Annotated in this window: 25 protein-coding genes and 1 pseudogene; 10 read left to right on the top strand and 16 right to left on the bottom strand. The window is 50.5% G+C overall.

The window, feature by feature from the left end; genetic code table 11:
• Window positions 1-2 precede the first annotated feature (2 nt).
• From fdnG to fdhE, 4 genes are read left to right on the top strand one after another with little or no spacing between them, the layout of a single operon-like run.
• Window positions 3-3,053: a formate dehydrogenase-N subunit alpha gene (gene fdnG, locus AACS80_RS06920; protein ID WP_138183723.1), complete on the top strand. Its 3,051-nt coding sequence runs from the start codon at window positions 3-5 to the stop codon at window positions 3,051-3,053.
• Between the two features lie 12 nt (window positions 3,054-3,065).
• Window positions 3,066-3,968 (top strand): formate dehydrogenase O subunit beta, encoded by a 903-nt coding sequence (gene fdoH, locus AACS80_RS06915; protein ID WP_000331381.1) that lies wholly within the window; start codon window positions 3,066-3,068, stop codon window positions 3,966-3,968.
• Complete coding sequence (fdoI, locus tag AACS80_RS06910; protein ID WP_130209996.1) at window positions 3,965-4,600, top strand: formate dehydrogenase cytochrome b556 subunit; 636 nt, start codon at window positions 3,965-3,967, stop codon at window positions 4,598-4,600. Before fdoH ends, fdoI begins: the two co-directional genes overlap by 4 nt.
• Window positions 4,597-5,526, top strand: a complete 930-nt coding sequence (gene fdhE / locus AACS80_RS06905) for a formate dehydrogenase accessory protein FdhE (RefSeq protein ID WP_000027708.1) — start codon at window positions 4,597-4,599, stop codon at window positions 5,524-5,526. The genes fdoI and fdhE overlap by 4 nt, the downstream gene beginning before the upstream one ends.
• Window positions 5,527-5,562: 36 nt before the next feature.
• Here fdhE and AACS80_RS06900 read toward each other — a convergent pair whose 3' ends face one another.
• The 7 genes from AACS80_RS06900 to AACS80_RS06870 all read right to left on the bottom strand — a co-directional run bounded on the left by AACS80_RS06900 (window position 5,563) and on the right by AACS80_RS06870 (window position 8,284).
• Window positions 5,563-5,937: a type II toxin-antitoxin system VapC family toxin gene (locus tag AACS80_RS06900; RefSeq protein ID WP_001129490.1), complete on the bottom strand. Its 375-nt coding sequence runs from the start codon at window positions 5,935-5,937 to the stop codon at window positions 5,563-5,565.
• Window positions 5,937-6,179, bottom strand: a complete 243-nt coding sequence (locus AACS80_RS06895; protein ID WP_130216196.1) for a ribbon-helix-helix domain-containing protein — start codon at window positions 6,177-6,179, stop codon at window positions 5,937-5,939. The genes AACS80_RS06900 and AACS80_RS06895 overlap by 1 nt, the downstream gene beginning before the upstream one ends.
• Before the next feature lie 227 nt (window positions 6,180-6,406).
• Complete coding sequence (locus AACS80_RS06890; protein ID WP_135410560.1) at window positions 6,407-6,625, bottom strand: ribbon-helix-helix domain-containing protein; 219 nt, start codon at window positions 6,623-6,625, stop codon at window positions 6,407-6,409.
• A gap of 419 nt (window positions 6,626-7,044) precedes the next feature.
• Window positions 7,045-7,323 carry a hypothetical protein gene (locus AACS80_RS06885; RefSeq protein WP_135410561.1) on the bottom strand — a complete coding sequence of 93 codons (279 nt, stop codon included), beginning with the start codon at window positions 7,321-7,323 and terminating at the stop codon, window positions 7,045-7,047.
• A gap of 61 nt (window positions 7,324-7,384) precedes the next feature.
• Window positions 7,385-7,597: a hypothetical protein gene (locus AACS80_RS06880; RefSeq protein WP_138183722.1), complete on the bottom strand. Its 213-nt coding sequence runs from the start codon at window positions 7,595-7,597 to the stop codon at window positions 7,385-7,387.
• Between the two features lie 84 nt (window positions 7,598-7,681).
• Window positions 7,682-7,972 carry a NadS family protein gene (gene nadS, locus AACS80_RS06875; RefSeq protein ID WP_135408300.1) on the bottom strand — a complete coding sequence of 97 codons (291 nt, stop codon included), beginning with the start codon at window positions 7,970-7,972 and terminating at the stop codon, window positions 7,682-7,684.
• Window positions 7,973-8,284: a type II toxin-antitoxin system RelE/ParE family toxin gene (locus AACS80_RS06870; protein WP_138183721.1), complete on the bottom strand. Its 312-nt coding sequence runs from the start codon at window positions 8,282-8,284 to the stop codon at window positions 7,973-7,975.
• 415 nt (window positions 8,285-8,699) lie between these two features.
• Here AACS80_RS06870 and AACS80_RS06865 point away from each other — a divergent pair, with 415 nt between their 5' ends.
• Both AACS80_RS06865 and AACS80_RS06860 read left to right on the top strand, forming a co-directional pair.
• Entirely contained in the window at window positions 8,700-9,050 is a 351-nt protein-coding gene (locus tag AACS80_RS06865; protein WP_130209990.1) for a type II toxin-antitoxin system HigB family toxin, read from the top strand.
• A complete protein-coding gene (locus AACS80_RS06860; protein WP_135410570.1) occupies window positions 9,007-9,462 on the top strand; it encodes a helix-turn-helix domain-containing protein in 456 nt (151 codons plus the stop codon). The genes AACS80_RS06865 and AACS80_RS06860 overlap by 44 nt, the downstream gene beginning before the upstream one ends.
• Before the next feature lie 6 nt (window positions 9,463-9,468).
• Here AACS80_RS06860 and fabY read toward each other — a convergent pair whose 3' ends face one another.
• From fabY to typA, 9 genes and pseudogenes are all read right to left on the bottom strand, one after another.
• The gene (gene fabY / locus AACS80_RS06855; RefSeq protein WP_001517342.1) at window positions 9,469-10,410 is read right to left on the bottom strand and encodes a fatty acid biosynthesis protein FabY; all 942 of its coding nucleotides are present in this window, start codon (window positions 10,408-10,410) and stop codon (window positions 9,469-9,471) included.
• A gap of 44 nt (window positions 10,411-10,454) precedes the next feature.
• Window positions 10,455-10,892 carry a D-aminoacyl-tRNA deacylase gene (gene dtd / locus AACS80_RS06850; protein WP_135410562.1) on the bottom strand — a complete coding sequence of 146 codons (438 nt, stop codon included), beginning with the start codon at window positions 10,890-10,892 and terminating at the stop codon, window positions 10,455-10,457.
• Window positions 10,889-11,761 carry a virulence factor BrkB family protein gene (locus AACS80_RS06845; protein ID WP_130209986.1) on the bottom strand — a complete coding sequence of 291 codons (873 nt, stop codon included), beginning with the start codon at window positions 11,759-11,761 and terminating at the stop codon, window positions 10,889-10,891. The genes dtd and AACS80_RS06845 overlap by 4 nt, the downstream gene beginning before the upstream one ends.
• Window positions 11,755-12,354, bottom strand: a complete 600-nt coding sequence (yihX, locus tag AACS80_RS06840) for a glucose-1-phosphatase (protein ID WP_135410563.1) — start codon at window positions 12,352-12,354, stop codon at window positions 11,755-11,757. Before yihX ends, AACS80_RS06845 begins: the two co-directional genes overlap by 7 nt.
• A 140-nt stretch (window positions 12,355-12,494) precedes the next feature.
• Window positions 12,495-12,729 (bottom strand): annotated as a pseudogene (locus AACS80_RS06835) (aldose 1-epimerase); the annotation flags it as partial.
• Window positions 12,730-12,832: 103 nt separating this feature from the next.
• The gene (locus AACS80_RS06830) at window positions 12,833-14,098 is read right to left on the bottom strand and encodes an MFS transporter (protein WP_135410564.1); all 1,266 of its coding nucleotides are present in this window, start codon (window positions 14,096-14,098) and stop codon (window positions 12,833-12,835) included.
• A gap of 101 nt (window positions 14,099-14,199) precedes the next feature.
• Window positions 14,200-15,180 carry a sugar phosphate isomerase/epimerase family protein gene (locus AACS80_RS06825; protein WP_135491279.1) on the bottom strand — a complete coding sequence of 327 codons (981 nt, stop codon included), beginning with the start codon at window positions 15,178-15,180 and terminating at the stop codon, window positions 14,200-14,202.
• A 7-nt stretch (window positions 15,181-15,187) separates the two neighbouring features.
• The gene (locus tag AACS80_RS06820; protein WP_138183720.1) at window positions 15,188-15,898 is read right to left on the bottom strand and encodes a GntR family transcriptional regulator; all 711 of its coding nucleotides are present in this window, start codon (window positions 15,896-15,898) and stop codon (window positions 15,188-15,190) included.
• 217 nt (window positions 15,899-16,115) lie between these two features.
• On the bottom strand, window positions 16,116-17,939 hold the full coding sequence (typA, locus tag AACS80_RS06815) for a ribosome-dependent GTPase TypA (RefSeq protein ID WP_001514692.1): 1,824 nt from the start codon (window positions 17,937-17,939) through the stop codon (window positions 16,116-16,118).
• A 372-nt stretch (window positions 17,940-18,311) separates the two neighbouring features.
• Here typA and glnA point away from each other — a divergent pair, with 372 nt between their 5' ends.
• The 4 genes from glnA to AACS80_RS06795 all read left to right on the top strand — a co-directional run bounded on the left by glnA (window position 18,312) and on the right by AACS80_RS06795 (window position 22,702).
• A complete protein-coding gene (gene glnA / locus AACS80_RS06810) occupies window positions 18,312-19,721 on the top strand; it encodes a glutamate--ammonia ligase (RefSeq protein ID WP_001271717.1) in 1,410 nt (469 codons plus the stop codon).
• Window positions 19,722-20,007: 286 nt separating this feature from the next.
• Entirely contained in the window at window positions 20,008-21,057 is a 1,050-nt protein-coding gene (gene glnL / locus AACS80_RS06805; protein WP_000190577.1) for a nitrogen regulation protein NR(II), read from the top strand.
• An 11-nt stretch (window positions 21,058-21,068) separates the two neighbouring features.
• Window positions 21,069-22,478 (top strand): nitrogen regulation protein NR(I), encoded by a 1,410-nt coding sequence (gene glnG / locus AACS80_RS06800; RefSeq protein ID WP_088563506.1) that lies wholly within the window; start codon window positions 21,069-21,071, stop codon window positions 22,476-22,478.
• 113 nt (window positions 22,479-22,591) lie between these two features.
• Window positions 22,592-22,702: a YshB family small membrane protein gene (locus AACS80_RS06795; RefSeq protein WP_064527982.1), complete on the top strand. Its 111-nt coding sequence runs from the start codon at window positions 22,592-22,594 to the stop codon at window positions 22,700-22,702.
• The last annotated feature ends 130 nt before the right edge of the window (window positions 22,703-22,832 follow it).

Here is a 22,832-nt window from a genome sequence, read left to right as displayed (position 1 = left end):
CCATGCAGGTCAGCAGAAGGCAGTTCTTTAAGATCTGCGCTGGCGGTATGGCAGGCACCACGGCAGCGGCACTGGGTTTTGCACCCAGCGTAGCACTCGCGGAAACCCGGCAGTATAAACTGCTGCGCACCCGCGAAACCCGTAATACCTGCACCTATTGTTCCGTAGGCTGTGGGCTGTTGATGTACAGCCTCGGTGACGGAGCAAAAAACGCCAAAGCATCTATCTTCCATATCGAAGGCGATCCGGATCACCCGGTCAACCGCGGTGCACTTTGTCCGAAAGGCGCTGGCCTGGTGGATTTCATCCACTCCGAAAGCCGTCTGAAGTTCCCGGAATACCGTGCGCCAGGTTCTGATAAATGGCAGCAAATCAGTTGGGAAGAGGCGTTTGATCGCATCGCCAAACTGATGAAAGAAGACCGCGATGCTAACTACATTGCGCAAAACGCCGAAGGCGTGACTGTTAACCGCTGGCTCTCCACCGGGATGCTGTGTGCTTCCGCGTCGAGTAACGAAACCGGCTATTTAACGCAAAAATTCTCCCGCGCGCTGGGTATGCTCGCGGTCGACAACCAGGCGCGTGTCTGACACGGACCAACGGTAGCAAGTCTTGCTCCAACATTTGGTCGCGGTGCGATGACCAACCACTGGGTCGACATCAAGAACGCCAACCTCGTCGTGGTGATGGGCGGTAACGCCGCTGAAGCTCACCCGGTAGGGTTCCGCTGGGCGATGGAAGCCAAAATTCACAACGGCGCGAAGCTGATTGTGATCGATCCTCGCTTTACGCGTACGGCGGCGGTGGCTGACTACTATGCCCCTATTCGTTCCGGTACTGACATTGCTTTCCTGTCAGGCGTATTGCTGTACCTGCTGAACAATGAAAAATTCAACCGCGAATACACCGAAGCCTATACCAACGCCAGCCTGATCGTGCGTGAGGATTACGGCTTTGAAGATGGCCTGTTCACCGGCTACGACGCGGAAAAACGCAAGTACGATAAATCCAGCTGGACCTACGAACTGGACGAAAACGGCTTCGCCAAACGCGATACCACGCTGCAACATCCGCGCTGCGTGTGGAACTTGCTGAAACAGCACGTTTCCCGCTACACACCAGATGTGGTTGAAAACATCTGTGGTACGCCAAAAGACGCGTTCCTGAAAGTCTGCGAATATATCGCCGAAACCAGTGCTCACGATAAAACTGCCTCGTTCCTCTACGCGCTCGGCTGGACGCAACACTCCGTTGGTGCGCAAAACATTCGTACGATGGCGATGATCCAGTTGCTACTCGGCAATATGGGCATGGCAGGCGGCGGCGTTAACGCCCTGCGCGGTCACTCCAACATTCAGGGGCTGACGGACCTGGGGCTGCTGTCGCAGAGCCTGCCAGGTTACATGACGCTGCCAAGCGAGAAGCAGACTGATCTGCAAACCTACCTCGCCGCCAGCACGCCGAAACCGCTGCTGGAAGGACAGGTTAACTACTGGAGCAACTACCCGAAATTCTTCGTCTCCATGATGAAGGCCTTCTTTGGTGATAAAGCGACGGTGGAAAATAGCTGGGGCTTTGACTGGTTGCCGAAGTGGGATAAAGGCTACGACGTCCTGCAATACTTCGAGATGATGAAAGAGGGCAAGGTCAATGGCTATATCTGCCAGGGCTTTAACCCGGTTGCCTCATTCCCGAACAAAAACAAAGTGATCGGTTGTCTGTCGAAACTGAAGTTCCTCGTGACCATCGACCCACTGAATACTGAAACCTCCAACTTCTGGCAGAACCACGGTGAGCTGAACGAAGTTGACTCGTCGAAGATCCAGACCGAAGTGTTCCGTCTGCCATCGACCTGCTTCGCGGAAGAGAACGGTTCAATCGTTAACTCCGGTCGCTGGTTGCAGTGGCACTGGAAAGGTGCGGACGCCCCGGGGATTGCGCTGACTGACGGCGAGATCCTCTCCGGTATCTTCCTGCGCTTGCGCAAGATGTATGCCGAACAGGGTGGTGCGAACCCGGACCAGGTGCTGAACATGACCTGGAACTACGCCATTCCGCATGAGCCATCTTCAGAAGAAGTGGCGATGGAGAGTAACGGTAAGGCGCTGGCCGATATTACCGATCCGGCAACCGGTGCGGTTATCGTCAAGAAAGGCCAACAACTTAGCTCGTTCGCCCAACTGCGCGATGACGGTACGACCTCCTGTGGCTGCTGGATTTTCGCCGGTAGCTGGACGCCAGAAGGCAACCAGATGGCGCGTCGTGATAACGCCGATCCGTCTGGCCTCGGTAACACGCTGGGCTGGGCATGGGCATGGCCGCTTAACCGCCGCATTCTGTATAACCGCGCCTCCGCAGACCCGCAGGGTAACCCGTGGGATCCGAAGCGTCAGTTGCTGAAATGGGACGGCACTAAGTGGACCGGCTGGGATATTCCGGACTACAGCGCAGCGCCTCCGGGCAGTGGCGTCGGGCCGTTTATCATGCAGCAGGAAGGCATGGGACGTCTGTTTGCCCTCGATAAGATGGCGGAAGGTCCGTTCCCGGAACACTACGAGCCGTTTGAAACGCCGCTGGGAACTAACCCACTGCATCCAAACGTTATCTCGAACCCGGCTGCGCGTATCTTTAAAGACGACGCCGAAGCTCTGGGTAAAGCCGATAAGTTCCCATATGTCGGAACCACCTATCGTCTGACCGAGCACTTCCACTACTGGACCAAACACGCGCTGTTGAACGCGATTTTGCAGCCAGAGCAGTTTGTGGAAATCGGTGAGTCGCTGGCGAATAAACTTGGCATTGCCCAGGGCGATACCGTGAAAGTCTCCTCCAACCGTGGCTATATCAAAGCCAAAGCGGTGGTGACCAAACGTATTCGCACGCTGAAAGCGAACGGCAAAGATATCGATACCATCGGTATTCCAATTCACTGGGGCTATGAAGGCGTTGCAAAAAAAGGCTTTATTGCCAATACGTTAACGCCATTCGTTGGTGATGCGAACACGCAGACGCCGGAGTTTAAGTCCTTCCTTGTGAATGTGGAAAAGGTATAACGGAGACGACATATGGCTTATCAATCGCAAGACATTATTCGTCGCTCCGCGACTAACGGTCTGACCCCCGCGCCTCAGGCGCGGGACTTCCAGGAAGAAGTGGCGAAACTCATCGACGTCACCACCTGCATCGGCTGTAAAGCCTGTCAGGTGGCGTGTTCAGAGTGGAACGACATTCGCGATACCGTCGGCAATAACATTGGGGTGTACGACAACCCCAATGATTTAAGCGCCAAATCGTGGACGGTAATGCGCTTCTCGGAAGTGGAGCAGAACGACAAACTGGAATGGCTGATCCGCAAAGACGGCTGTATGCACTGTTCCGATCCAGGCTGCCTGAAAGCGTGCCCGGCGGAAGGGGCAATTATTCAGTATGCCAACGGTATCGTCGACTTCCAGTCCGAGCAGTGCATTGGCTGCGGTTATTGCATTGCGGGCTGCCCGTTCGATATTCCGCGCCTCAACCCGGAAGACAACCGCGTCTACAAATGTACGCTGTGCGTTGACCGCGTGGTGGTTGGGCAAGAGCCGGCCTGCGTGAAAACCTGCCCGACGGGTGCGATTCACTTCGGTACGAAAGAGTCGATGAAAACGCTGGCGAGCGAGCGCGTGGCTGAGCTGAAAACCCGTGGTTACGACAATGCGGGTCTGTATGATCCGGCTGGCGTTGGTGGTACACACGTCATGTACGTGCTGCACCATGCTGACAAGCCGAATCTGTATCATGGCTTGCCGGAGAACCCGGAAATCAGCCAAACCGTGAAATTCTGGAAAGGCATCTGGAAACCGCTCGCGGCTGTTGGCTTTGCGGCTACCTTTGCGGCCAGTATCTTCCACTACGTGGGTGTCGGTCCGAACCGTGCGGATGAGGAAGAGAACAATCTGCACGAAGAGAAAGACGAGGAGCGCAAATGAAACGACGTGACACCATCGTGCGCTACACCGCGCCGGAACGTATCAACCACTGGGTCACCGCCTTCTGTTTCATCCTGGCGGCGGTGAGCGGGCTGGGGTTTTTCTTCCCCTCCTTCAACTGGTTGATGCAAATCATGGGCACACCGCAGCTGGCGCGCATTCTGCACCCGTTTGTCGGCGTGGTTATGTTTGCCTCGTTCATCATCATGTTTTTCCGTTACTGGCATCACAACCTAATCAATCGGGATGATATCTTTTGGGCGAAGAATATTCGTAAGATCGTCGTCAACGAGGAAGTAGGTGACACCGGGCGTTATAACTTCGGTCAGAAATGCGTTTTCTGGGCGGCGATTATTTTCCTGGTCCTGCTGCTGGTGAGCGGCGTGATTATCTGGCGTCCTTATTTTGCGCCTGCTTTCTCAATCCCGGTGATCCGATTCGCGTTAATGCTGCATTCATTTGCCGCAGTGGCGTTAATTGTGGTTATCATGGTGCATATCTACGCCGCCCTTTGGGTGAAAGGCACGATTACCGCCATGGTGGAAGGATGGGTTACCAGCGCCTGGGCGAAGAAACATCACCCGCGCTGGTACCGTGAGGTCCGCAAGACAACGGAAAAGAAAGCTGAATGAGTATTCGCATAATCCCGCAAGATGAGCTGGGTTCGAGCGAGAAACGTACGGCGGATATGATTCCGCCGTTATTGTTCCCTCGGCTCAAAAATTTATACAACCGCCGCGCCGAGCGTCTGCGCGAGCTGGCAGAAAATAATCCGCTGGGTGATTACCTGCGCTTTGCTGCGCTTATCGCCCACGCCCAGGAAGTGGTGCTGTACGACCATCCGCTGGAGATGGATCTGACCGCGCGCATTAAAGAAGCCAGCGCACAGGGCAAGCCACCGCTGGATATTCACGTTCTGCCGCGTGATAAGCACTGGCAAAAACTGCTGATGGCGCTGATTGCTGAACTGAAACCTGAAATGAGCGGCCCGGCGCTGGCGGTGATTGAGAATCTGGAGAAGGCATCGACCCAGGAGCTGGAAGATATGGCCAGCGCACTGTTTGCCTCTGATTTCTCGTCCGTCAGCAGCGATAAAGCGCCGTTTATCTGGGCTGCACTGTCGCTCTACTGGGCGCAGATGGCCAATCTGATCCCCGGCAAAGCCCGCGCTGAATACGGCGAACAGCGTCAATATTGCCCGGTTTGTGGTTCTATGCCGGTGTCCAGCATGGTGCAAATTGGCACCACTCAGGGGCTGCGTTACCTGCACTGCAACCTGTGTGAAACCGAATGGCACGTGGTGCGCGTAAAATGCAGCAACTGCGAGCAGAGCGGCAAACTGCACTACTGGTCGCTGGATGACGAACAGGCCGCGATTAAAGCCGAAAGCTGCGATGACTGCGGCACTTACCTGAAGATTCTTTATCAGGAAAAAGAACCGAAAGTTGAAGCCGTGGCAGATGACCTCGCCTCTCTGGTCCTGGACGCACGAATGGAGCAAGAAGGCTACGCGCGTAGCTCCATCAACCCGTTCCTGTTCCCGGGTGAAGGAGAGTAATCTCTGACGTTTTCCGGGTGGCGCTGGTCGCCCGGATTACAGCTCATAAGGTGTGACGACACCTGCTATTCCCGCAAAATCTCTCGTATTTCGCGTTACTAGTTCAAAGCCATAAATCTGTGCTGTTGCCAGAATTATGGCATCTGGAAGTTTCATTCTATACTCCTGCCTTAAAGCAACGCTTCGTTCCGCGATATCCTGCGAAATCCCAATAACGTTAAACGCACTCATTGCAATCCGTGTGCGATGTTCTTGATCATATTTTTTAGCGCCAACTAGCACCTCCATCCAGGTGACCAGACTAATCGCATTCTGTAGGGGCCATGCCTCCAGTGCCTGTTTTGCCTCAATTCGTCCGCTGAACAAATCGATAAGGATATTGGTATCAAAAAGCGCAGTTCTTTTTGCCATTACCATTCCTCGCGCAGCTTACGCTGATATTCGACACCATCTTCATCACACCCTTGCCAGATACCAAGAGCACTGGATATTGTCGTTTTCGATTGATTTTCCAGATATTGATCTACCGCTTCTCGTAACAGCTCTGCGCGAGGAAGATTGCGCTGCACTTTGAGATCATCAAGTCGCTTAATCACCTCATCGGATAAATCGAGTAAAATTCTGCCCATATCCATACCTGCCATAGCGCTCATATATACCTCCAGTATATCATTTTTGAATGCATGATGAGCAAAATACTCTTGCAAAACCTTTAAAGAAAGCTCATTTACGCATCACTTTTTATTTTTGCGAGGCGTTTTCCAGATATGATGTAACAGTTGCAGTTATTATAAGTTCAGGTAAAACAGCCTTGTGTTAATGCCAGAATAAGAGCATCTGGCTTTTTGTTTTTATATTCAAGAATGAAAAAATCTTTTTGTCATTCCTTATGCTGCTTACATAGTTCTTCAACACCAACTGCCTCCCCCCTTTGCCTGCCACCCTTTGCTTTACGCACCGGAAATTGCTGATGCTCCAGATATTGCTCTACCGCTTCGCGTAAAATTGCAGATCGTGAAACCTTACGCCAGCCCCTAAGCTTGTTCAGCCGTTTAATTGCCTCTTCTGATAAATGAAGAAAAACCGTATTCATCGCCATTGTTACCCTCTTACATATATTACTCATTAATGTATGTGCGAAAATTACGCCGGAAAATCATTAAAAAAAAGCGGATTTTTTCATGTTGTTTTGTTTTTGCGAGACGCTTTCCAAAGATAATGTAACAGTTGCAGTTATTTCAGTTGTTAATCAAAAATGGTTTGGTTATAGCCCAGGATGGTTTATTACTTTTAATTAAGCGGGGGCACATCTACAGAAAAGCAACAACAAATAATAAGGATGAATTATGGGTGCTATAAATATTTTATATTCAAGAATATTTTTTTGATTGGGTCTTCATTTACATCATCAGGATGGTGTACCCGAAAAAAGTCAGCATCTTTACCGCACCAGGTTTAAGGTGAAATCTACCATCCATAACTGACCGGTCAGTGCTGCCACCAACCGGTCTTTAGTTGTTAGTAGTAGTAAATTTGTGGATAACAGTCCGGGAACCAGACGATTCCTTCCGGATCATCCCCCTGCATTACCCGATAACATTGGCGTCGATCATCTGCGCGACGGCGAAGCGTGGTATAGAGTCGCTTCCATTCATGATCGCCCGGTGTACTGTAGTTTACCCAACAATCCATTGAAGGGGGACGCCATTTACCTGTCAGTGTTGGGATCCCTGAATGCTTATGCGGCTTCGCTTTACCATTACGATCCCTAACTTTACGCGTATTAAAGGTGGACATTTTTAGTCTCCTGTTGAGAGTTCTAAAAATGTGCTTCCTTAAAATAGTTCATCATTTTCCCTTAATTCGCATAGCGTGCTTTTGCACGAATTTCCGATATGCGGGGACCATTATGATAGCGTCGATGCCCACACATCCAACAAGAACAAATACAGGGAGTACGAAAGCAAACACCTGATGCTTTTTTGCTTTCATCGCCTGCTGTGCGATAACGACGGCGGATTTTTTTTAATCGCGCCATATGATGGCGACGTTCAGCACGATTACGGGTCATAGCAAAACTCCTGAGCAGGCGGCACTATGCCGCTTTCATAGGAGTTCTGAATGCTGGTGCTTTCTGTATGGCATAAACATGCCTCTAACGGTTAAGTGCTTGCAGCACATGTTGCGGATCATTGGCAATCGCTCGCAGCAAAGCCTTTGCAGGCCCGGTCGGTGAACGCCGCCCCTGCTCCCAGTTACGCAACGTGTCTACGCTTACGGAAATAAGATCGGCAAATTTAGATTGTGACAACCCTGAAGCGCGGCGTATTTCTTTGATTTTCATAGCATCAATTTCAAAAGTCCGTGAAGGCTGTCGCGTTCCTTCAATAATTTCATTCATCTGGGTCATGCTGTGAGTCAACCGCTCAAAAAGTGCCTTATCCATTTACCACCTCGTATTTAACAACCGGAGCATTGCTTTTTCCTGGGGAGACAGATCATCTTTAATACCCTTACGATAAATAAGCAGTAATCTGATCTCATAATGTTTAACCTGATGAAAGTAAATAACCCTGACACCAGCACGTTTCCCCCTTCCTCCTGACACCCATCGAACCTTTCTTAACCCACCAGTTTCAGGTATTACCTCACCATAGTCAGGATTCAAGGCCAGGAAAAACTGAAAACGACTAAATTCATCGTCGTTCAGCAGTTTTTGAACATCTTCAGTAAAAATTTCCGTTTCGATGAAGAGCATAACTATACGCCATTGGCTTAGAGTAACAATCCTTTTTGTACGTCATTGACGTACCATTGAAACCACTAGCTTACTGATAGTGCTCCAGCAAAACCATGTCTCTGCCGAGTTTGTCTTTACATTTGCGAGGCGCTTTCCGGATTTTTCACGCCCGTGAATTTCCCTGTTTCCATCCAGCAAAAACGGGCGTATAAGGCTGTGCATTCGTACAGCAAAATGAGTTCTCCAATGACACTGGAAAAAGGAATTGCAGAGTTTATCACCACGGATTTTTTCAGCGAGGCAGCGCTACGGGATGTAGTCTGGAGAGCAGGTAGGTAGCTCCGGATTCAGATAAAAATTATTTTCAACTTGAAAACATCACAGGTCTGCCTTACAGTGTTTTCAGGTTGAAAACTCGTAATGGAATTACACCATGCATGTTATCAGCCACAAGCCTTTTAACGAGGCGATAAAACGTTTTCCACTTTATGAAGATGCCCTTATTGATTTATTAAATCTTCTTGAAAAAACAACGTTTAGCGATCCGGGTGAGATGAAAAGATATATTTCCTCTCTGGATAACTTTAAGTACAGAGATAAATGGTGGGTGATTAATATTGCAGGCAATCATTTACGACTTATAGCCTATATAGATTTCAGGCTCCAAAAATGTTTTGTCAAACATATTGTTACCCACAATGAATACGACCGACTCACCACCTGGTATCGGAGCCATAAAAATGAGAACACATCACACACCAGCAGAAGACTCGGCCAATTTTGAAACGCTCGTCAGTACCTTCGCCCACGCAGTAAAAGGCATCCCATTATGTGGCCCTAAAGCAGATCAAGAGGAATACCATAATGCGCTGAAACTGATCGAGTTTTTAGTCGATCGTGACGATCTGGAAAACCCTTTATTTGAATTGCTCAGCGCGCGGATCCGCAAATATGAAAATAACGCTCCGGAATTTCAGCATTTAAATCAGCGGTTAGCATCGACCCCACGCGGCGTAAGTCTGTTACGGATCCTCATGGATCAACATGGGCTTAAGGCGGCTGATTTGGCACAAGAACTTGGCTCTAAATCCAATGTGAGTAATATTCTTAATGGTCGCCGGGCGCTCACCGTTCGTCATATCAAGGCGTTAAGCGAGCGTTTTAATCTCCCGGCTGAAGCGTTTATTGATAATTAAAACGCCCTACTCTTCTTCGTTCCCGCCCTCTTCATACGGACCAAATGGCTTCGCGGGCAGAACGATATACGTCCCTTCAAACACCGCGCCTGGCGTATCGTCGCCAAAGATTTCGACCTGCATTTGCACCCGCGCTTTGCGCCCGCGTGCCAGACGGTCGAGATCGCCGCTTAAGGCACCAAGATCGGCTACCGCATGGGGTTTACCGCTAATCGGTTTGCTATAGCGGATATGCGCATCCGCAAGAATAATCGTTCCGCCGAGGTGGCGTTCGCGCAGCATCAGCCAGATAAGTCCCCAACCGGTGAGCGTCGCCAGTGAGAATAAACTCCCGGCAAACAACGTATGGTGCGGATTCTGATTACCGGTTTCTGGCATGGTGGTGATAAATTTTTGCCCGGTATATTGCTGAATGCGCACGCCCATTTTTTCGCTTAACGGGATATGTTCGTACCACGCCTGTTGCAGCTGCGCGCACCAGTCGCCGCGATGCAAAATATCATCCAGAGTGGCGACAGGTTTAATCATCAAAAAATGGCGAATCGGCGTGGTGGTTGGTGTGGTGATTTCTCCCTGATTAACAAACCCCAGCTTGGCGAAAAACTCCACCGCGTCTTCGCGGGCGCTACAGGTCACGCGCTTAACGCCTTCCTGACGCGCCACCGACTCCAGGGTCATCGCCATCAACGTCCCCAGCCCTTTGTCCTGCACGTCGGGATGAACGGCCATAAAGCGAATGGACGCTTCGTTATCGGCATTAATATACAGCCGCCCTACTGCCACCAGATTACCCTGCTCGTCGACGACCATCTGGTGATGCGCCATCGCATCCCACGCGTCGCGTTCCGAACCTTTTGGTTGATGCAGGGGTTTACGCAACATCTCCCAGCGGAACTGATAGTAGCGCTCTAATTCTTCTTCTGTTTGTGGAACCCGAAGGTGATACATAGCGATACTCTCTCTTGTTTCCCGTGACACCCCTGGAAGCTGGCTCATACCTGCAACCAGAATGTCACGGGACCATCATTGACCAGCGATACCTGCATATCCGCAGCGAAGCGTCCTGTTTGCGTGTTCATCTCCTTCTGACGGCAGCGTTCGACGAAATAGTCATATAACGCCTCTGCGCGATCCGGTGATGCGCCTTTGGAGAAGCTTGGGCGCATCCCTCGTTCGGTATCTGCGGCAAGAGTAAACTGGGAAACTACCAGCACACTGCCGCCCGCCTGTTGCACGTTGAGATTCATCTTGCCTTCGGCATCGCTAAAAATGCGATAGCCGAGCACACGCTCGCACAGACGGTTTGCTTTCTGTTCGTCGTCATCCTTTTCGACACCCAATAACACCAAAAGTCCCGCGCCAATTTCGCCCGTCACTTCTCCCTCCACGGTGACGCTGGCACGGGTTACGCGTTGAATTAATGCAATCATGGTTCGTCGTCTTCTTCTTGTTCAGCTGCTTGTTTTAGTTTGCGGTATTCCCCGAGAGTGACAGTAATTTCCGCGCCAAGCAAGACGATACACCATGTCCAGTAGACCCAAACAAAGAGAATGGGGATCACCGCCAGCACGCCGTAAATGAGCTGATATGACGGGAACATGGTGATATAAAGCGCGAAACCTTTCTTTCCTGCTTCGAACAGGAGTGCGGCGACAAACGCGCCGACAATCGCGTCGCGATTCGGTACGCGGATGGTGGGAACGATGCTGTAAAGCAACCAGAAGGAGATCCACGACAACAGCAGCGGAAAAATACGCAGCACATTGTCGATGACAGTATTGAGATCGCTCGCCCAGCGCAGGGAGAGCAGATAGGAACTGATCGCCAGACTGGCCCCTGCCAGCAGCGGCCCTAACGTCAGGATCATCCAGTACACAGCAAAAGAGTAAATTTTTGGCCGTACCCGTTTACTTCGCCAGATGGCATTCAATGCACTATCAATGGAATACATCAACAATAACGCCGTGACGATCAGGCCACATGCCCCGACGGCGGTCATCTTGTTGGAATTGGCAACAAACTGTTCAATATATTGCTGGATAACGTCGCCAGTGGCAGGCAGAAAGTTGGCAAAAATAAAGTGACGCAACTGAATGCTGACGTCGGAAAACATGGGAAAAGCGGCGAAAAGCGCAAAAACAACGGCAACCAGCGGCACTAATGAGAGCAACGACACATAGGCAAGATTACCTGCCAGGGTGGTCATGTTGTCCTCATTAATGCGTTGCCAGAGTAGTTTCAGCCAGGCCCATAGCGGACGGGTACGATACCTGGCTTTTTCATGGATGGTTTTTAGCATAACACCTTCGCGAAATAGTCCGGGATGGTGGTTTTATCTTTCACCAGAATACTGGTAATGCCTAGCTGATTTGCTCCTTCTATATTATCGGCGCTATCGTCGAAAAAGACTGTATCGCTGGGTGAAAAACCTTCCACCTGTAAAACATGCTGGTAAATTCGTGCTTCAGGTTTGCGCATGCCCAGATCTTGCGAAAGATAGATATGGTCAGCAGCATCACGGATTTCCGGGTATTCCTCCGGCCAGAAGGTGGTATGCAGGCGGTTGGTATTGGAAAGCACCACCACGCGATGCCCCTGCTCACGCAGTTTATGCATGATGGCGATCACTTCCGGGCGCAGCGCGACAAACACCGCCTGCCAGCCGTGGGAGAACTGCTCGTAGCTTAGCGGTAGAGCCATCTCATGGCACATCGCCTCTGCGAACGCTTCGTCGCTAATTTCCCCGCGCTCATGCTGATGAAACGCCTCCCCCATATGAAAACTCTTCTTAAGCGATGCCAGCGGAATACGCGTTAAATCGCTCCAGGTTCCCAGCACACGGTTAAAGTCGATATCGACAATCACATTACCTAAATCAAAGATATAGAGCATTTTTGCCTCCTTTCTCGCCACAAGAAATTAACTGTAGCGGGAAAGGATGGGTTTGGCTATGCAGCAATAAGGGTAATCTTGTGATGCTGATTGCGAAAAAGCAGAGTAATTTCACTGGCTTTTTCGCAATAGATGAATGGTTAAGATTCAGGCATAAATTGCCAATGGGTTTCAATGAGCAGTGGCTTATCTGGTGCCGCTAATTCCGGCGTTAGTTGCCTGGGTAAGTGGATTAACACAGGTGGCATCAGGCTGTTTATCAAATACCACCAGACTGTTTGCAGAAGAGGTCATGGTCATCGCGAGTTAACCAAGCCACCGTAACTTAACCTTCACCCCGTCATAAAAGCCAAAACAGTCGTCCCAAGGGTCAGCTCAATCAGTCTGGTGCAAAAAATTTTGTTTTGCTGGATACGGCCTACGGTTGATAAGGCTGGTATTGTTTTCAATGGCCGGATTAAACACATCCGGCCATTAATCAAGCTTCAGCCGCCAGCATCTCTTTCTTACGTTGGCTAATACGCTTAACCAGCATTACGGAAACCACCGCACCACAGAATGCGAAGCAAGCCATAATGCCAAACACGATTTTGTAGCCAATAATCCCCGGATTTAAATCCAGAATGTAGCCATACAGACTGAAGCAGAACATCGCCGGGGCGTAACCGATAAAGCTACCCAACGCCATCGCCGCGCCTGTTTTATTTTCAGCAATTTTTGCTTCGCCGATAGGTGCAAAGAATACGGCGCGCTGAGTAAAGACAATCGCACCAAAGCCCAATGTACAGGCCATCCCTAAATAGACCGGCATGCTTTCGTGCGGCAGCATAATCAACAGTACGAGCGCAGCGGTACTGATGATAAAGGTGTAGCATAGATATTTACTCGGTGATTTCAGGATCTTATCTGAAATCATGCCACCAATCGGTCCACCGATCATTTTCAGACAGTATTGGTTAATGATGCCGTAAGCCCCCACCAGCGCAACGGGTAGCAGATAGATGTTTTTCAGGAATGGAATGAAGAATGTCAGGCCACAGTAAACCGCGTAAACGAAGAAGACGTTGAAAGCGATAAGCCAAATGGTTTTGTCTCTCAGCACCGAAGTCATACTGGTGTTTTGCGATGCTTCGTCTTCTTTTTTCACCTCCACGGACGGTGCCTCTTCTTTGTCATTGAGTACAAAGAAAATGATAACGCCCACGGTAATCACAATAAGGGAATAGAACCAGATACCCGCTTTAAAGCCCAACAAGCCACTGCCAAACCAGGTAAATACTGCCAACGCAGAAAATGCCACCACAGTATCGACAATGCCACGCCCTGTTTCGAAGAAGCCAAACAAACGACCTTGTTGTTCGCTATTGCCCAATCGACTTACCGACTTGAGCAAGACAGGCCAGTTCATCATGTCGCAGGTAACGCCAAATAGCGCCCAGACAAAGAGGATGCCCCAATAACCTGGCATTGTCGTCAAATAAACACCCAGTAATCCCGTCGCAATGAGGGAGAATGACATGGTGTATCTGCGCGGTAGTTTATCGGCAAAATAAATAGACAGAAAAAAGCCCACTGTGGTGACAAATGAGTTTACCGACATAGCATTACCAATTTGACCATTAGTCAAATGGAAATATTCCTGCATCGGGATATAAAACGCATCTTTCAGCGACGGTAATTTATAAATTGTACCGCCACACAGTGTTAATAGACTAAATAACGCCCATTTCTTTTTCGTGAGCATAACATCCCCTAAGCGATTTTTAAAATCACTGTTTTAAAGGCAATAAGATATCGACCATTCTTATGGAATGGTTTTATTAACTGCGTATGAGTTAAAACTTATTAGTGGTTCAGAAGATGGCTTGCCTCTTGTTTGATTTGTTGTAGTACGTTACGCACATGATTTATCTGATTAATTGCATCATCTTTTTCTTTACGTAACCGCGCATCCAGTAAATGTTTTTCTGGCAACGGTGTTTCACTCATCTGGCGATAAGGGATCCACGGATTATCATCTTCGTCTTCAAAGCGGAACGCCGGAGCATAATAATCAACCTCTTCTTCCAGGCCATATGCCGTCACCTGCGGCTCATCATCGCCCAGGCAGATAAGGTGCGTTAATAACGCTTTGAAGGGCATATCTCCCTGACCTGAAATACAGGCTTTATGGCCCAGACCACCCTGTTCTTTAACAATCAATGCATCTTTTATATGCACCTGGGTAATATGCGGCGCCATCGTTTTTAAAGCGTCCATGGGATGCTCATTTGCATTGATCATGTTCGCAAAATCAAACAATAAGGAAAGAGACTCCATCTCACTTTCTTTGACCAGCGACACCAGCTCATGGCTTTTTAAATCTTCATGCTGCTCGATCGTAAAAGTCAGGCCGCTGTCCTGATACGTTTCCCGTACATAGGCAATATCGTTAGCGATGATCGATAATACGTCGCGCAAATTACCTTCATAACGTGGATAAAAACGTACGGACGATGCCCCGGTTTTCAACGCGATGGCGACGGCTTCGTCAATAGAGGCCTTATCTGAGGCGCTAGTTTCAATATGAATATCAAGGTTCAGACGGCGGGCTTTATCACCAAAGGCAGAGAGTTCTTTATCGTCCATATTGCCAAGAGAAAAACGCTCGCCATCCAGAACATGAATTTTGACGCCCCGCAGATTATTTTCACTCGCGATATCAAGTAAATCAGCAGGCAACACTCTTTCCAGCCGCATATTTAAATGAAAGGCATAGGCATGTAAATAAAGAGGAAGAGTGTCGACACGTTGTAGAATCTTTCTTGCGTTATTTATTGTCACCATAAAACACCTACAGATTAATGATGAGGTCTACGGCCTCAAATCGCCAATATTCAATATCTATCTGGACAATATTGCCTTGCTGGTCGGCGCGATGCTTTTCAATTAAGATCGCAGGCATACCCGCAGAACCGCCAAGATACTTGCTGATATCGCCCGGCATTCTGACGGGTTTGAAAATCAATTTTTTTACTACCGTCTCTTTTTGGTAGCACTTTTCCCAGACTGCAGAAAATGAGTGGTTTTCAAGTTGCTCAGTAAAACCTGGGGCAACTTCAGGATTAATATACGTTTCGTGATAGAAAACTTTATGTCCTTCCAGCGCCCCCCAACCGGTAATGCGGTAGAGTTCGGTTGACTGCGTCACTGCAATCAGTGGCGCAAGCGTCTGGGGAATGTCGCTGGTACGGCTTTTCTCGGTAAACCCCCAGGAAGGTTCCCGCCCTTGCTCAATTGCGGCCCGCTGAAAGCTCGCCGACAGCTCCGGGCTGTAATTAAATCGCGGCTGAGTCACGAACCACCCTTTACGATCCTTACGGAAGATTTTGGATTCTGCCTCGAGGTTCAGCAACGCCTGGCGCAGCGTCATACGTTTAATGCCCAGCAGCTCTCCCAGCTCTCTTTCTGAAGGGAGTTTTCCACCTGGCGTGGTGATGCCATCTTTTAACCACCGATCCAGTTTCTCTTTTGCATTTTCTACGGTGGATTGATTTCCCGTCATTGTTTAATCCTTTTGGTTTAAACCAGATGAGGCATCTTACGCTTACGCCAAAAAAGAAAGCAATTAACGGCGCATGACTTTGCAGATAATTGTGACAAAGCTCTCTATTGACGTAACCACAGACTTATAAGGGAGATACTCGCATTGGTGAGCGCTCACGACAGGCAAAAAAAAAACCTGCCATCGCTGGCAGGTTTTTTATGACTGAAAAGCGAAATTAATCGTCTTTCGGTGCGCGGTTAGCGCGACGACGATCGTTTTCCGTCAGGTGACGTTTACGAATACGGATAGAGGTCGGAGTCACTTCTACCAGTTCGTCATCATCGATGAACTCCAGAGCTTGTTCCAGAGTCATGCGGATAGGCGGAACCAGAACAACGGCTTCGTCAGTACCGGAAGCACGCATGTTGGTCAGTTTCTTACCGGTCAGGCAGTTTACAGTCAGGTCGTTAGAGCGGCTGTGAATACCGATAATCTGACCTTCGTAAACTTCTGCACCGTGACCGAGGAACAGCTTACCGCGATCCTGCAGACCGAACAGCGCGAACGCAACCGCTTTACCCTGACCGTTAGAGATCAGTACGCCGTTCTGACGCTGACCTACTTCACCCGGACGAACGTCGTCGTAGTGGCTGAAGGTGGAGTACAGCAGACCTGTACCGGAAGTCATGGTCATGAACTCAGAACGGAAGCCGATCAGACCACGGCTTGGGATCACGTAGTCGAGACGTACGCGGCCTTTACCGTCTGGATTCATGTTTTTCAGGTCGCCTTTACGTTCGCCCAGCGCCTGCATTACAGAACCCTGATGCTGTTCTTCAACGTCCAGAGTCACGTTTTCATACGGCTCTTGTTTACGACCGTCGATTTCACGGAAGATAACTTTCGGACGGGATACCGCCAGTTCGAAACCTTCACGACGCATGTTTTCGATCAGAACAGACAGGTGCAGTTCGCCACGACCAGAAACGCGGAACGCATCGGCATCTTCGGTTTCTTCTACGCGCAGCGCAACGTTGTGTACCAGTTCTTTGTTCAGACGGTCCAGGATCTGACGAGACGTTACGAACTTACCTTCTTTACCACAGAACGGCGAGGTGTTAACGCAGAAGAACATAGAAACGGTCGGCTCATCAACGGAGAGTGCCGGCAGCGCTTCAACGTTTTGCGTGTCGCAAACGGTGTCAGAAATGTTCAGTTCGCCAAGGCCCGTGATCGCCACGATATCGCCAGCTTCCGCCAGATCGGTTTCGATACGTTCCAGACCGAGGTGGCCCAGCACTTTACCGACTTTCGCGTTGCGGGTTTTGCCTTCGCTATCGATGATAGTGACCTGCTGGTTCGGCTTCACTTTACCGCGCTTGATGCGGCCAATGCCGATAACACCAACATAGCTGTTGTAATCGAGCTGAGAAATCTGCATCTGGAACGGACCGTCAAGGTCTACGTCCGGCGCAGGAACGTGGTCAATAATCGCCTGATACAGCGGGGTCATGTCTTCCGCCATATCTTCGTGGTCCAGACCCGCGATACCGTTCAGCGCAGAAGCGTAAACGATCGGGAAGTCCAGCTGCTCGTCGGTCGCGTCGAGGTTTACGAACAGGTCGAATACCTGATCCACAACCCAGTCAGGACGCGCGCCAGGGCGGTCAACTTTGTTGATAACAACAATCGGCTTCAGGCCGTAAGCAAACGCTTTTTTGGTTACGAAGCGCGTTTGCGGCATCGGGCCGTCAAATGCGTCAACCACCAGCAGCACTGAGTCTACCATGGACATTACACGTTCAACTTCACCACCGAAGTCGGCGTGCCCTGGGGTATCAACGATATTGATACGGTAATCATTCCATTTGATAGCGGTGTTTTTCGCGAGGATGGTAATCCCACGCTCTTTCTCCAAATCGTTGGAGTCCATCACGCGCTCTTGGGTTTCGGCACGAGAGTCGAACGTACCGGATTGTTGGAGCAGCTTGTCTACCAGGGTGGTTTTACCATGGTCGACGTGCGCGATGATGGCGATATTACGCAATTTTTCGATCACAACTTTGCCTCAGGCATTAGAAATAGCGCGTTATTGTACACGGATTAATCGCACTACAAAACAGGATCACAAACATCCTCCGCAAACAAGTATTGCAGAGTCCCTTTGTGATCGCTTTCACGGAGCATAAAAAGGGTTATCCAAAGGTCATTGCACCAACATGGTGCTTAATGTTTCCATTGAAGCACTATATTGGTGCAACATTCACATCATGGTGCAGCCCTTTTGCACGATGTTAAGCATGATAACGCCTTTTAGGGGCAATTTAAAAGTTGGCACAGATTTCGCTTTATCTTTTTTACGGCGACACGGCCAAAATAATTGCAGATTTCGTTACCACGACGACAATGACCAATCCAGGAGAGTTAAAGTATGTCCGCTGAACACGTACTGACGATGCTGAACGAGCACGAAGTGAAGTTTGTTGATTTGCGCTTCACCGATACCAAAGGTAAAGAACAGCACGTCACTATCCCTGCTCATCAGGTGAATGCTGAATTCTTCGAAGAAGGCAAAATGTTTGACGGCTCCTCGATTGGTGGCTGGAAAGGCATTAACGAATCCGACATGGTGCTGATGCCAGACGCATCCACCGCAGTGATTGACCCGTTCTTCGCCGACTCTACCCTGATTATCCGTTGCGACATCCTTGAACCTGGCACCCTGCAAGGCTATGACCGTGACCCGCGCTCTATTGCGAAGCGCGCCGAAGATTACCTGCGTTCTACTGGCATTGCCGACACCGTACTGTTCGGGCCAGAACCTGAATTCTTCCTGTTCGATGACATCCGTTTCGGATCATCTATCTCCGGTTCTCACGTTGCTATCGACGATATCGAAGGTGCATGGAACTCCTCCACCCAATACGAAGGTGGTAACAAAGGTCACCGTCCGGCAGTGAAAGGCGGTTACTTCCCGGTGCCTCCGGTAGACTCGGCTCAGGATATCCGTTCTGAAATGTGTCTGGTGATGGAACAGATGGGTCTGGTGGTTGAAGCCCATCACCACGAAGTAGCGACTGCTGGTCAGAACGAAGTGGCTACCCGCTTCAATACCATGACCAAAAAAGCCGACGAAATTCAGATCTACAAATATGTCGTGCACAACGTAGCGCACCGCTTCGGCAAAACCGCGACCTTTATGCCAAAACCGATGTTCGGTGATAACGGCTCCGGTATGCACTGCCACATGTCGCTGTCTAAAAACGGCGTTAACCTGTTCGCGGGCGACAAATACGCAGGTCTGTCTGAACAGGCGCTGTACTACATTGGCGGCGTAATCAAACACGCTAAAGCGATTAACGCCCTGGCAAACCCGACCACCAACTCTTATAAGCGTCTGGTCCCGGGCTACGAAGCACCGGTCATGCTGGCTTACTCTGCGCGTAACCGTTCTGCGTCTATCCGTATTCCGGTGGTTTCTTCTCCGAAAGCACGTCGTATCGAAGTCCGTTTCCCGGACCCGGCGGCTAACCCGTACCTGTGCTTTGCTGCCCTGCTGATGGCCGGTCTTGATGGCATCAAAAACAAGATCCATCCGGGCGAAGCCATGGACAAAAACCTGTATGACCTGCCGCCAGAAGAAGCGAAAGAGATCCCACAGGTTGCAGGCTCTCTGGAAGAAGCACTGAACGAACTGGATCTGGACCGCGAGTTCCTGAAAGCCGGTGGCGTGTTCACTGATGAAGCGATCGATGCGTACATCGCTCTGCGTCGCGAAGAAGATGACCGCGTGCGTATGACTCCGCATCCGGTAGAGTTTGAGCTGTACTACAGCGTCTAAGTGTTTTAGTTGCCGTGGAAACTTTTCGCCTGTCTCTGGCAGGCTTGGGATCGATGGCAAGCACATCACGCCGGATGCGACGCAAATGCGTCTTATCCGGCCTACACGGTGATGATGTAGTAGGCCGGAGCAGGTGAAGTCGCTCTTCAACGTGAAGTTTGTCAGCTATCTGTAGCCCATCTCTGCATGGGCTTTTTTCTCCGTAACTTCTGTGATGCTTCGCGCTTTTTATCCGTAAAAAGCTATAATGCACTAAAATGGTGCAACCTGTTCAGGAGACTGCTTTATGGCAACAGGCACGCAGCCCGATGCTGGGCAGATCCTCAACTCGCTGATTAACAGTATTTTGTTAATTGATGACAATCTGGCGATCCATTACGCCAACCCCGCCGCGCAACAACTGCTCGCCCAAAGCTCCCGCAAATTGTTTGGTACACCGTTACCGGAACTGTTGAGCTACTTCTCATTAAATATCGAGCTGATGCAAGAAAGTCTGGAGGCGGGGCAAGGTTTTACCGATAACGAAGTGACGCTGGTCATCGACGGTCGCTCGCATATCCTTTCTGTGACGGCTCAGCGCATGCCAGACGGCATGATCCTGCTGGAGATGGCACCGATGGATAACCAGCGCCGCTTAAGTCAGGAACAGCTACAACACGCCCAGCAGGTTGCTGCCCGTGATTTAGTGCGCGGCCTTGCGCATGAGATTAAAAATCCGCTTGGCGGTTTACGTGGCGCGGCGCAGCTGCTCAGCAAAGCATTACCTGACCCGTCACTGCTGGAATATACCAAAGTGATTATCGAACAAGCGGACCGGCTGCGAAATCTGGTCGACCGTCTGTTGGGGCCGCAGCTGCCCGGTACGCGCGTTACCGAAAGTATTCACAAAGTGGCTGAACGCGTGGTGACGCTGGTGTCGATGGAACTGCCTGACAACGTGCGGTTGATTCGTGATTACGACCCCAGCCTGCCGGAACTGGCGCACGACCCGGATCAAATTGAGCAAGTGCTGCTGAATATTGTGCGCAATGCGCTACAGGCGCTGGGGCCGGAAGGCGGTGAAATCATTCTGCGTACCCGCACCGCGTTTCAACTGACCTTACACGGCGAGCGCTATCGGCTGGCGGCGCGGATTGATGTGGAAGATAACGGGCCGGGCATTCCGCCTCATTTGCAGGATACGCTGTTTTACCCGATGGTCAGCGGCCGCGAAGGTGGCACCGGGCTTGGCTTATCCATCGCCCGTAATTTGATTGATCAGCATTCAGGCAAAATTGAATTTACCAGTTGGCCAGGCCATACCGAGTTCTCGGTTTACCTGCCTATCAGGAAATAAAGGTGACGTTTATGCAACGAGGGATAGTCTGGGTAGTCGATGACGATAGTTCCATCCGTTGGGTGCTTGAACGTGCGCTCGCTGGGGCAGGTTTAACCTGTACGACGTTTGAGAACGGCGCGGAGGTGCTGGAAGCACTGGCGAGCAAAACGCCGGATGTGCTGCTGTCGGATATCCGTATGCCGGGAATGGACGGGCTGGCGCTGCTCAAGCAGATTAAACAGCGCCATCCGATGCTTCCGGTCATCATTATGACCGCACATTCAGATCTGGATGCCGCCGTTAGCGCCTATCAGCAAGGGGCGTTTGATTATCTGCCTAAACCGTTTGATATCGACGAAGCCGTGGCGCTGGTTGAGCGCGCCATCAGTCATTACCAGGAGCAGCAGCAGCCGCGTAATGTTCAGCTTAACGGCCCAACGACCGATATCATCGGCGAAGCGCCAGCCATGCAGGACGTGTTCCGGATTATCGGTCGGCTTTCGCGTTCTTCGATTAGCGTGCTGATTAATGGCGAATCCGGCACCGGTAAAGAACTGGTCGCTCATGCCCTGCATCGCCACAGCCCACGCGCCAAAGCGCCGTTTATCGCGCTCAATATGGCGGCTATCCCGAAGGATTTGATCGAATCAGAACTGTTCGGTCACGAAAAAGGCGCGTTTACCGGCGCGAATACCATTCGTCAGGGGCGTTTTGAACAGGCCGATGGCGGCACATTATTCCTCGATGAAATTGGCGATATGCCGCTGGATGTGCAGACGCGTTTGCTGCGCGTGCTGGCAGACGGTCAGTTTTATCGCGTTGGCGGCTATGCGCCGGTGAAAGTGGATGTGCGGATTATTGCTGCCACTCACCAGAATCTCGAACAGCGGGTGCAGGAAGGCAAGTTCCGTGAGGATTTGTTCCACCGCCTGAACGTTATCCGTGTTCATCTGCCGCCGCTGCGTGAGCGTCGGGAAGATATTCCCCGTCTGGCACGCCATTTTTTACAAGTTGCCGCTCGCGAGCTGGGCGTAGAAGCAAAGTTGCTGCATCCGGAAACTGAAGCCGCTCTGACGCGTCTGGCGTGGCCAGGCAACGTGCGCCAGCTGGAAAACACCTGCCGATGGCTAACGGTAATGGCTGCCGGACAGGAAGTGTTGATTCAGGATTTGCCTGGCGAACTGTTTGAATCAACCGTACCGGAAAGCACTTCACAAATGCAGCCGGACAGTTGGGCAACGCTGTTAGCACAGTGGGCAGATCGGGCGCTACGTTCCGGTCATCAAAACTTGCTGTCTGAAGCGCAACCAGAGTTGGAGCGGACGTTACTGACTACCGCGTTGCGACATACGCAGGGGCATAAACAGGAAGCAGCGCGCTTACTTGGCTGGGGGCGTAACACCCTGACGCGTAAGTTAAAAGAGCTGGGAATGGAGTGATTCAGGCTCGCCATGTAAAGATTGATTATTGAGCGCAAATTGCTGTTATTTTGCGCTTTACTGTTCCGGTAAGTTCAGTATGATCATGCCCGAAAAACGGGGGGAGTGTCATTATGCTGGAATCAATAATTAATCTGCTATCAAGTGGCGCAGTTAACAGTCACACGCCGCAAACTGCCGTTGCTGCTGTGCTGTGTGCCGCAATGATTGGGCTGTTTAGCTGAGTTTCAGATTGCTGATGAAGTGCTCTTTGTTCATGCCGGGTGCGGCGTGAACGCCTTATTCGGCCTACAAAAGCAATAATTTCAACAGGTTTTGCAGGCCAGATAAGCGTAGCGCATCAGGCAATCTTGT

The organism is Escherichia sp. E4385 (assembly GCF_963883145.1).
Lineage (GTDB): Bacteria > Pseudomonadota > Gammaproteobacteria > Enterobacterales > Enterobacteriaceae > Escherichia.
The sequence above is the reverse complement of the archived record's forward strand: the minus strand, read 5'-3'. Positions and strand labels throughout refer to the sequence as shown.

Bases quoted from the DNA above. Each gene is read 5' to 3' on its own strand.
- dtd (WP_135410562.1), bottom strand. From the start codon at position 10,892: ATGATTGCATTAATTCAACGCGTAACCCGTGCCAGCGTCACCGTGGAG.
- fdoI (WP_130209996.1), top strand. From the start codon at position 3,965: ATGAAACGACGTGACACCATCGTGCGCTACACCGCGCCGGAACGTATC.
- AACS80_RS06895 (WP_130216196.1), bottom strand. From the start codon at position 6,179: ATGAGCGCTATGGCAGGTATGGATATGGGCAGAATTTTACTCGATTTA.
- glnL (WP_000190577.1), top strand. From the start codon at position 20,008: ATGGCAACAGGCACGCAGCCCGATGCTGGGCAGATCCTCAACTCGCTG.
- glnA (WP_001271717.1), top strand. From the start codon at position 18,312: ATGTCCGCTGAACACGTACTGACGATGCTGAACGAGCACGAAGTGAAG.
- glnG (WP_088563506.1), top strand. From the start codon at position 21,069: ATGCAACGAGGGATAGTCTGGGTAGTCGATGACGATAGTTCCATCCGT.
- AACS80_RS06880 (WP_138183722.1), bottom strand. From the start codon at position 7,597: ATGACCCGTAATCGTGCTGAACGTCGCCATCATATGGCGCGATTAAAA.
- AACS80_RS06870 (WP_138183721.1), bottom strand. From the start codon at position 8,284: ATGCTCTTCATCGAAACGGAAATTTTTACTGAAGATGTTCAAAAACTG.
- AACS80_RS06795 (WP_064527982.1), top strand. From the start codon at position 22,592: ATGCTGGAATCAATAATTAATCTGCTATCAAGTGGCGCAGTTAACAGT.
- fdhE (WP_000027708.1), top strand. From the start codon at position 4,597: ATGAGTATTCGCATAATCCCGCAAGATGAGCTGGGTTCGAGCGAGAAA.
- AACS80_RS06830 (WP_135410564.1), bottom strand. From the start codon at position 14,098: ATGCTCACGAAAAAGAAATGGGCGTTATTTAGTCTATTAACACTGTGT.
- fabY (WP_001517342.1), bottom strand. From the start codon at position 10,410: ATGTATCACCTTCGGGTTCCACAAACAGAAGAAGAATTAGAGCGCTAC.
- AACS80_RS06820 (WP_138183720.1), bottom strand. From the start codon at position 15,898: ATGACGGGAAATCAATCCACCGTAGAAAATGCAAAAGAGAAACTGGAT.
- AACS80_RS06865 (WP_130209990.1), top strand. From the start codon at position 8,700: ATGCATGTTATCAGCCACAAGCCTTTTAACGAGGCGATAAAACGTTTT.
- AACS80_RS06900 (WP_001129490.1), bottom strand. From the start codon at position 5,937: ATGGCAAAAAGAACTGCGCTTTTTGATACCAATATCCTTATCGATTTG.
- AACS80_RS06825 (WP_135491279.1), bottom strand. From the start codon at position 15,180: ATGGTGACAATAAATAACGCAAGAAAGATTCTACAACGTGTCGACACT.
- fdoH (WP_000331381.1), top strand. From the start codon at position 3,066: ATGGCTTATCAATCGCAAGACATTATTCGTCGCTCCGCGACTAACGGT.
- nadS (WP_135408300.1), bottom strand. From the start codon at position 7,972: ATGGATAAGGCACTTTTTGAGCGGTTGACTCACAGCATGACCCAGATG.
- AACS80_RS06885 (WP_135410561.1), bottom strand. From the start codon at position 7,323: ATGTCCACCTTTAATACGCGTAAAGTTAGGGATCGTAATGGTAAAGCG.
- AACS80_RS06845 (WP_130209986.1), bottom strand. From the start codon at position 11,761: ATGCTAAAAACCATCCATGAAAAAGCCAGGTATCGTACCCGTCCGCTA.
- yihX (WP_135410563.1), bottom strand. From the start codon at position 12,354: ATGCTCTATATCTTTGATTTAGGTAATGTGATTGTCGATATCGACTTT.
- AACS80_RS06890 (WP_135410560.1), bottom strand. From the start codon at position 6,625: ATGGCGATGAATACGGTTTTTCTTCATTTATCAGAAGAGGCAATTAAA.
- AACS80_RS06860 (WP_135410570.1), top strand. From the start codon at position 9,007: ATGAGAACACATCACACACCAGCAGAAGACTCGGCCAATTTTGAAACG.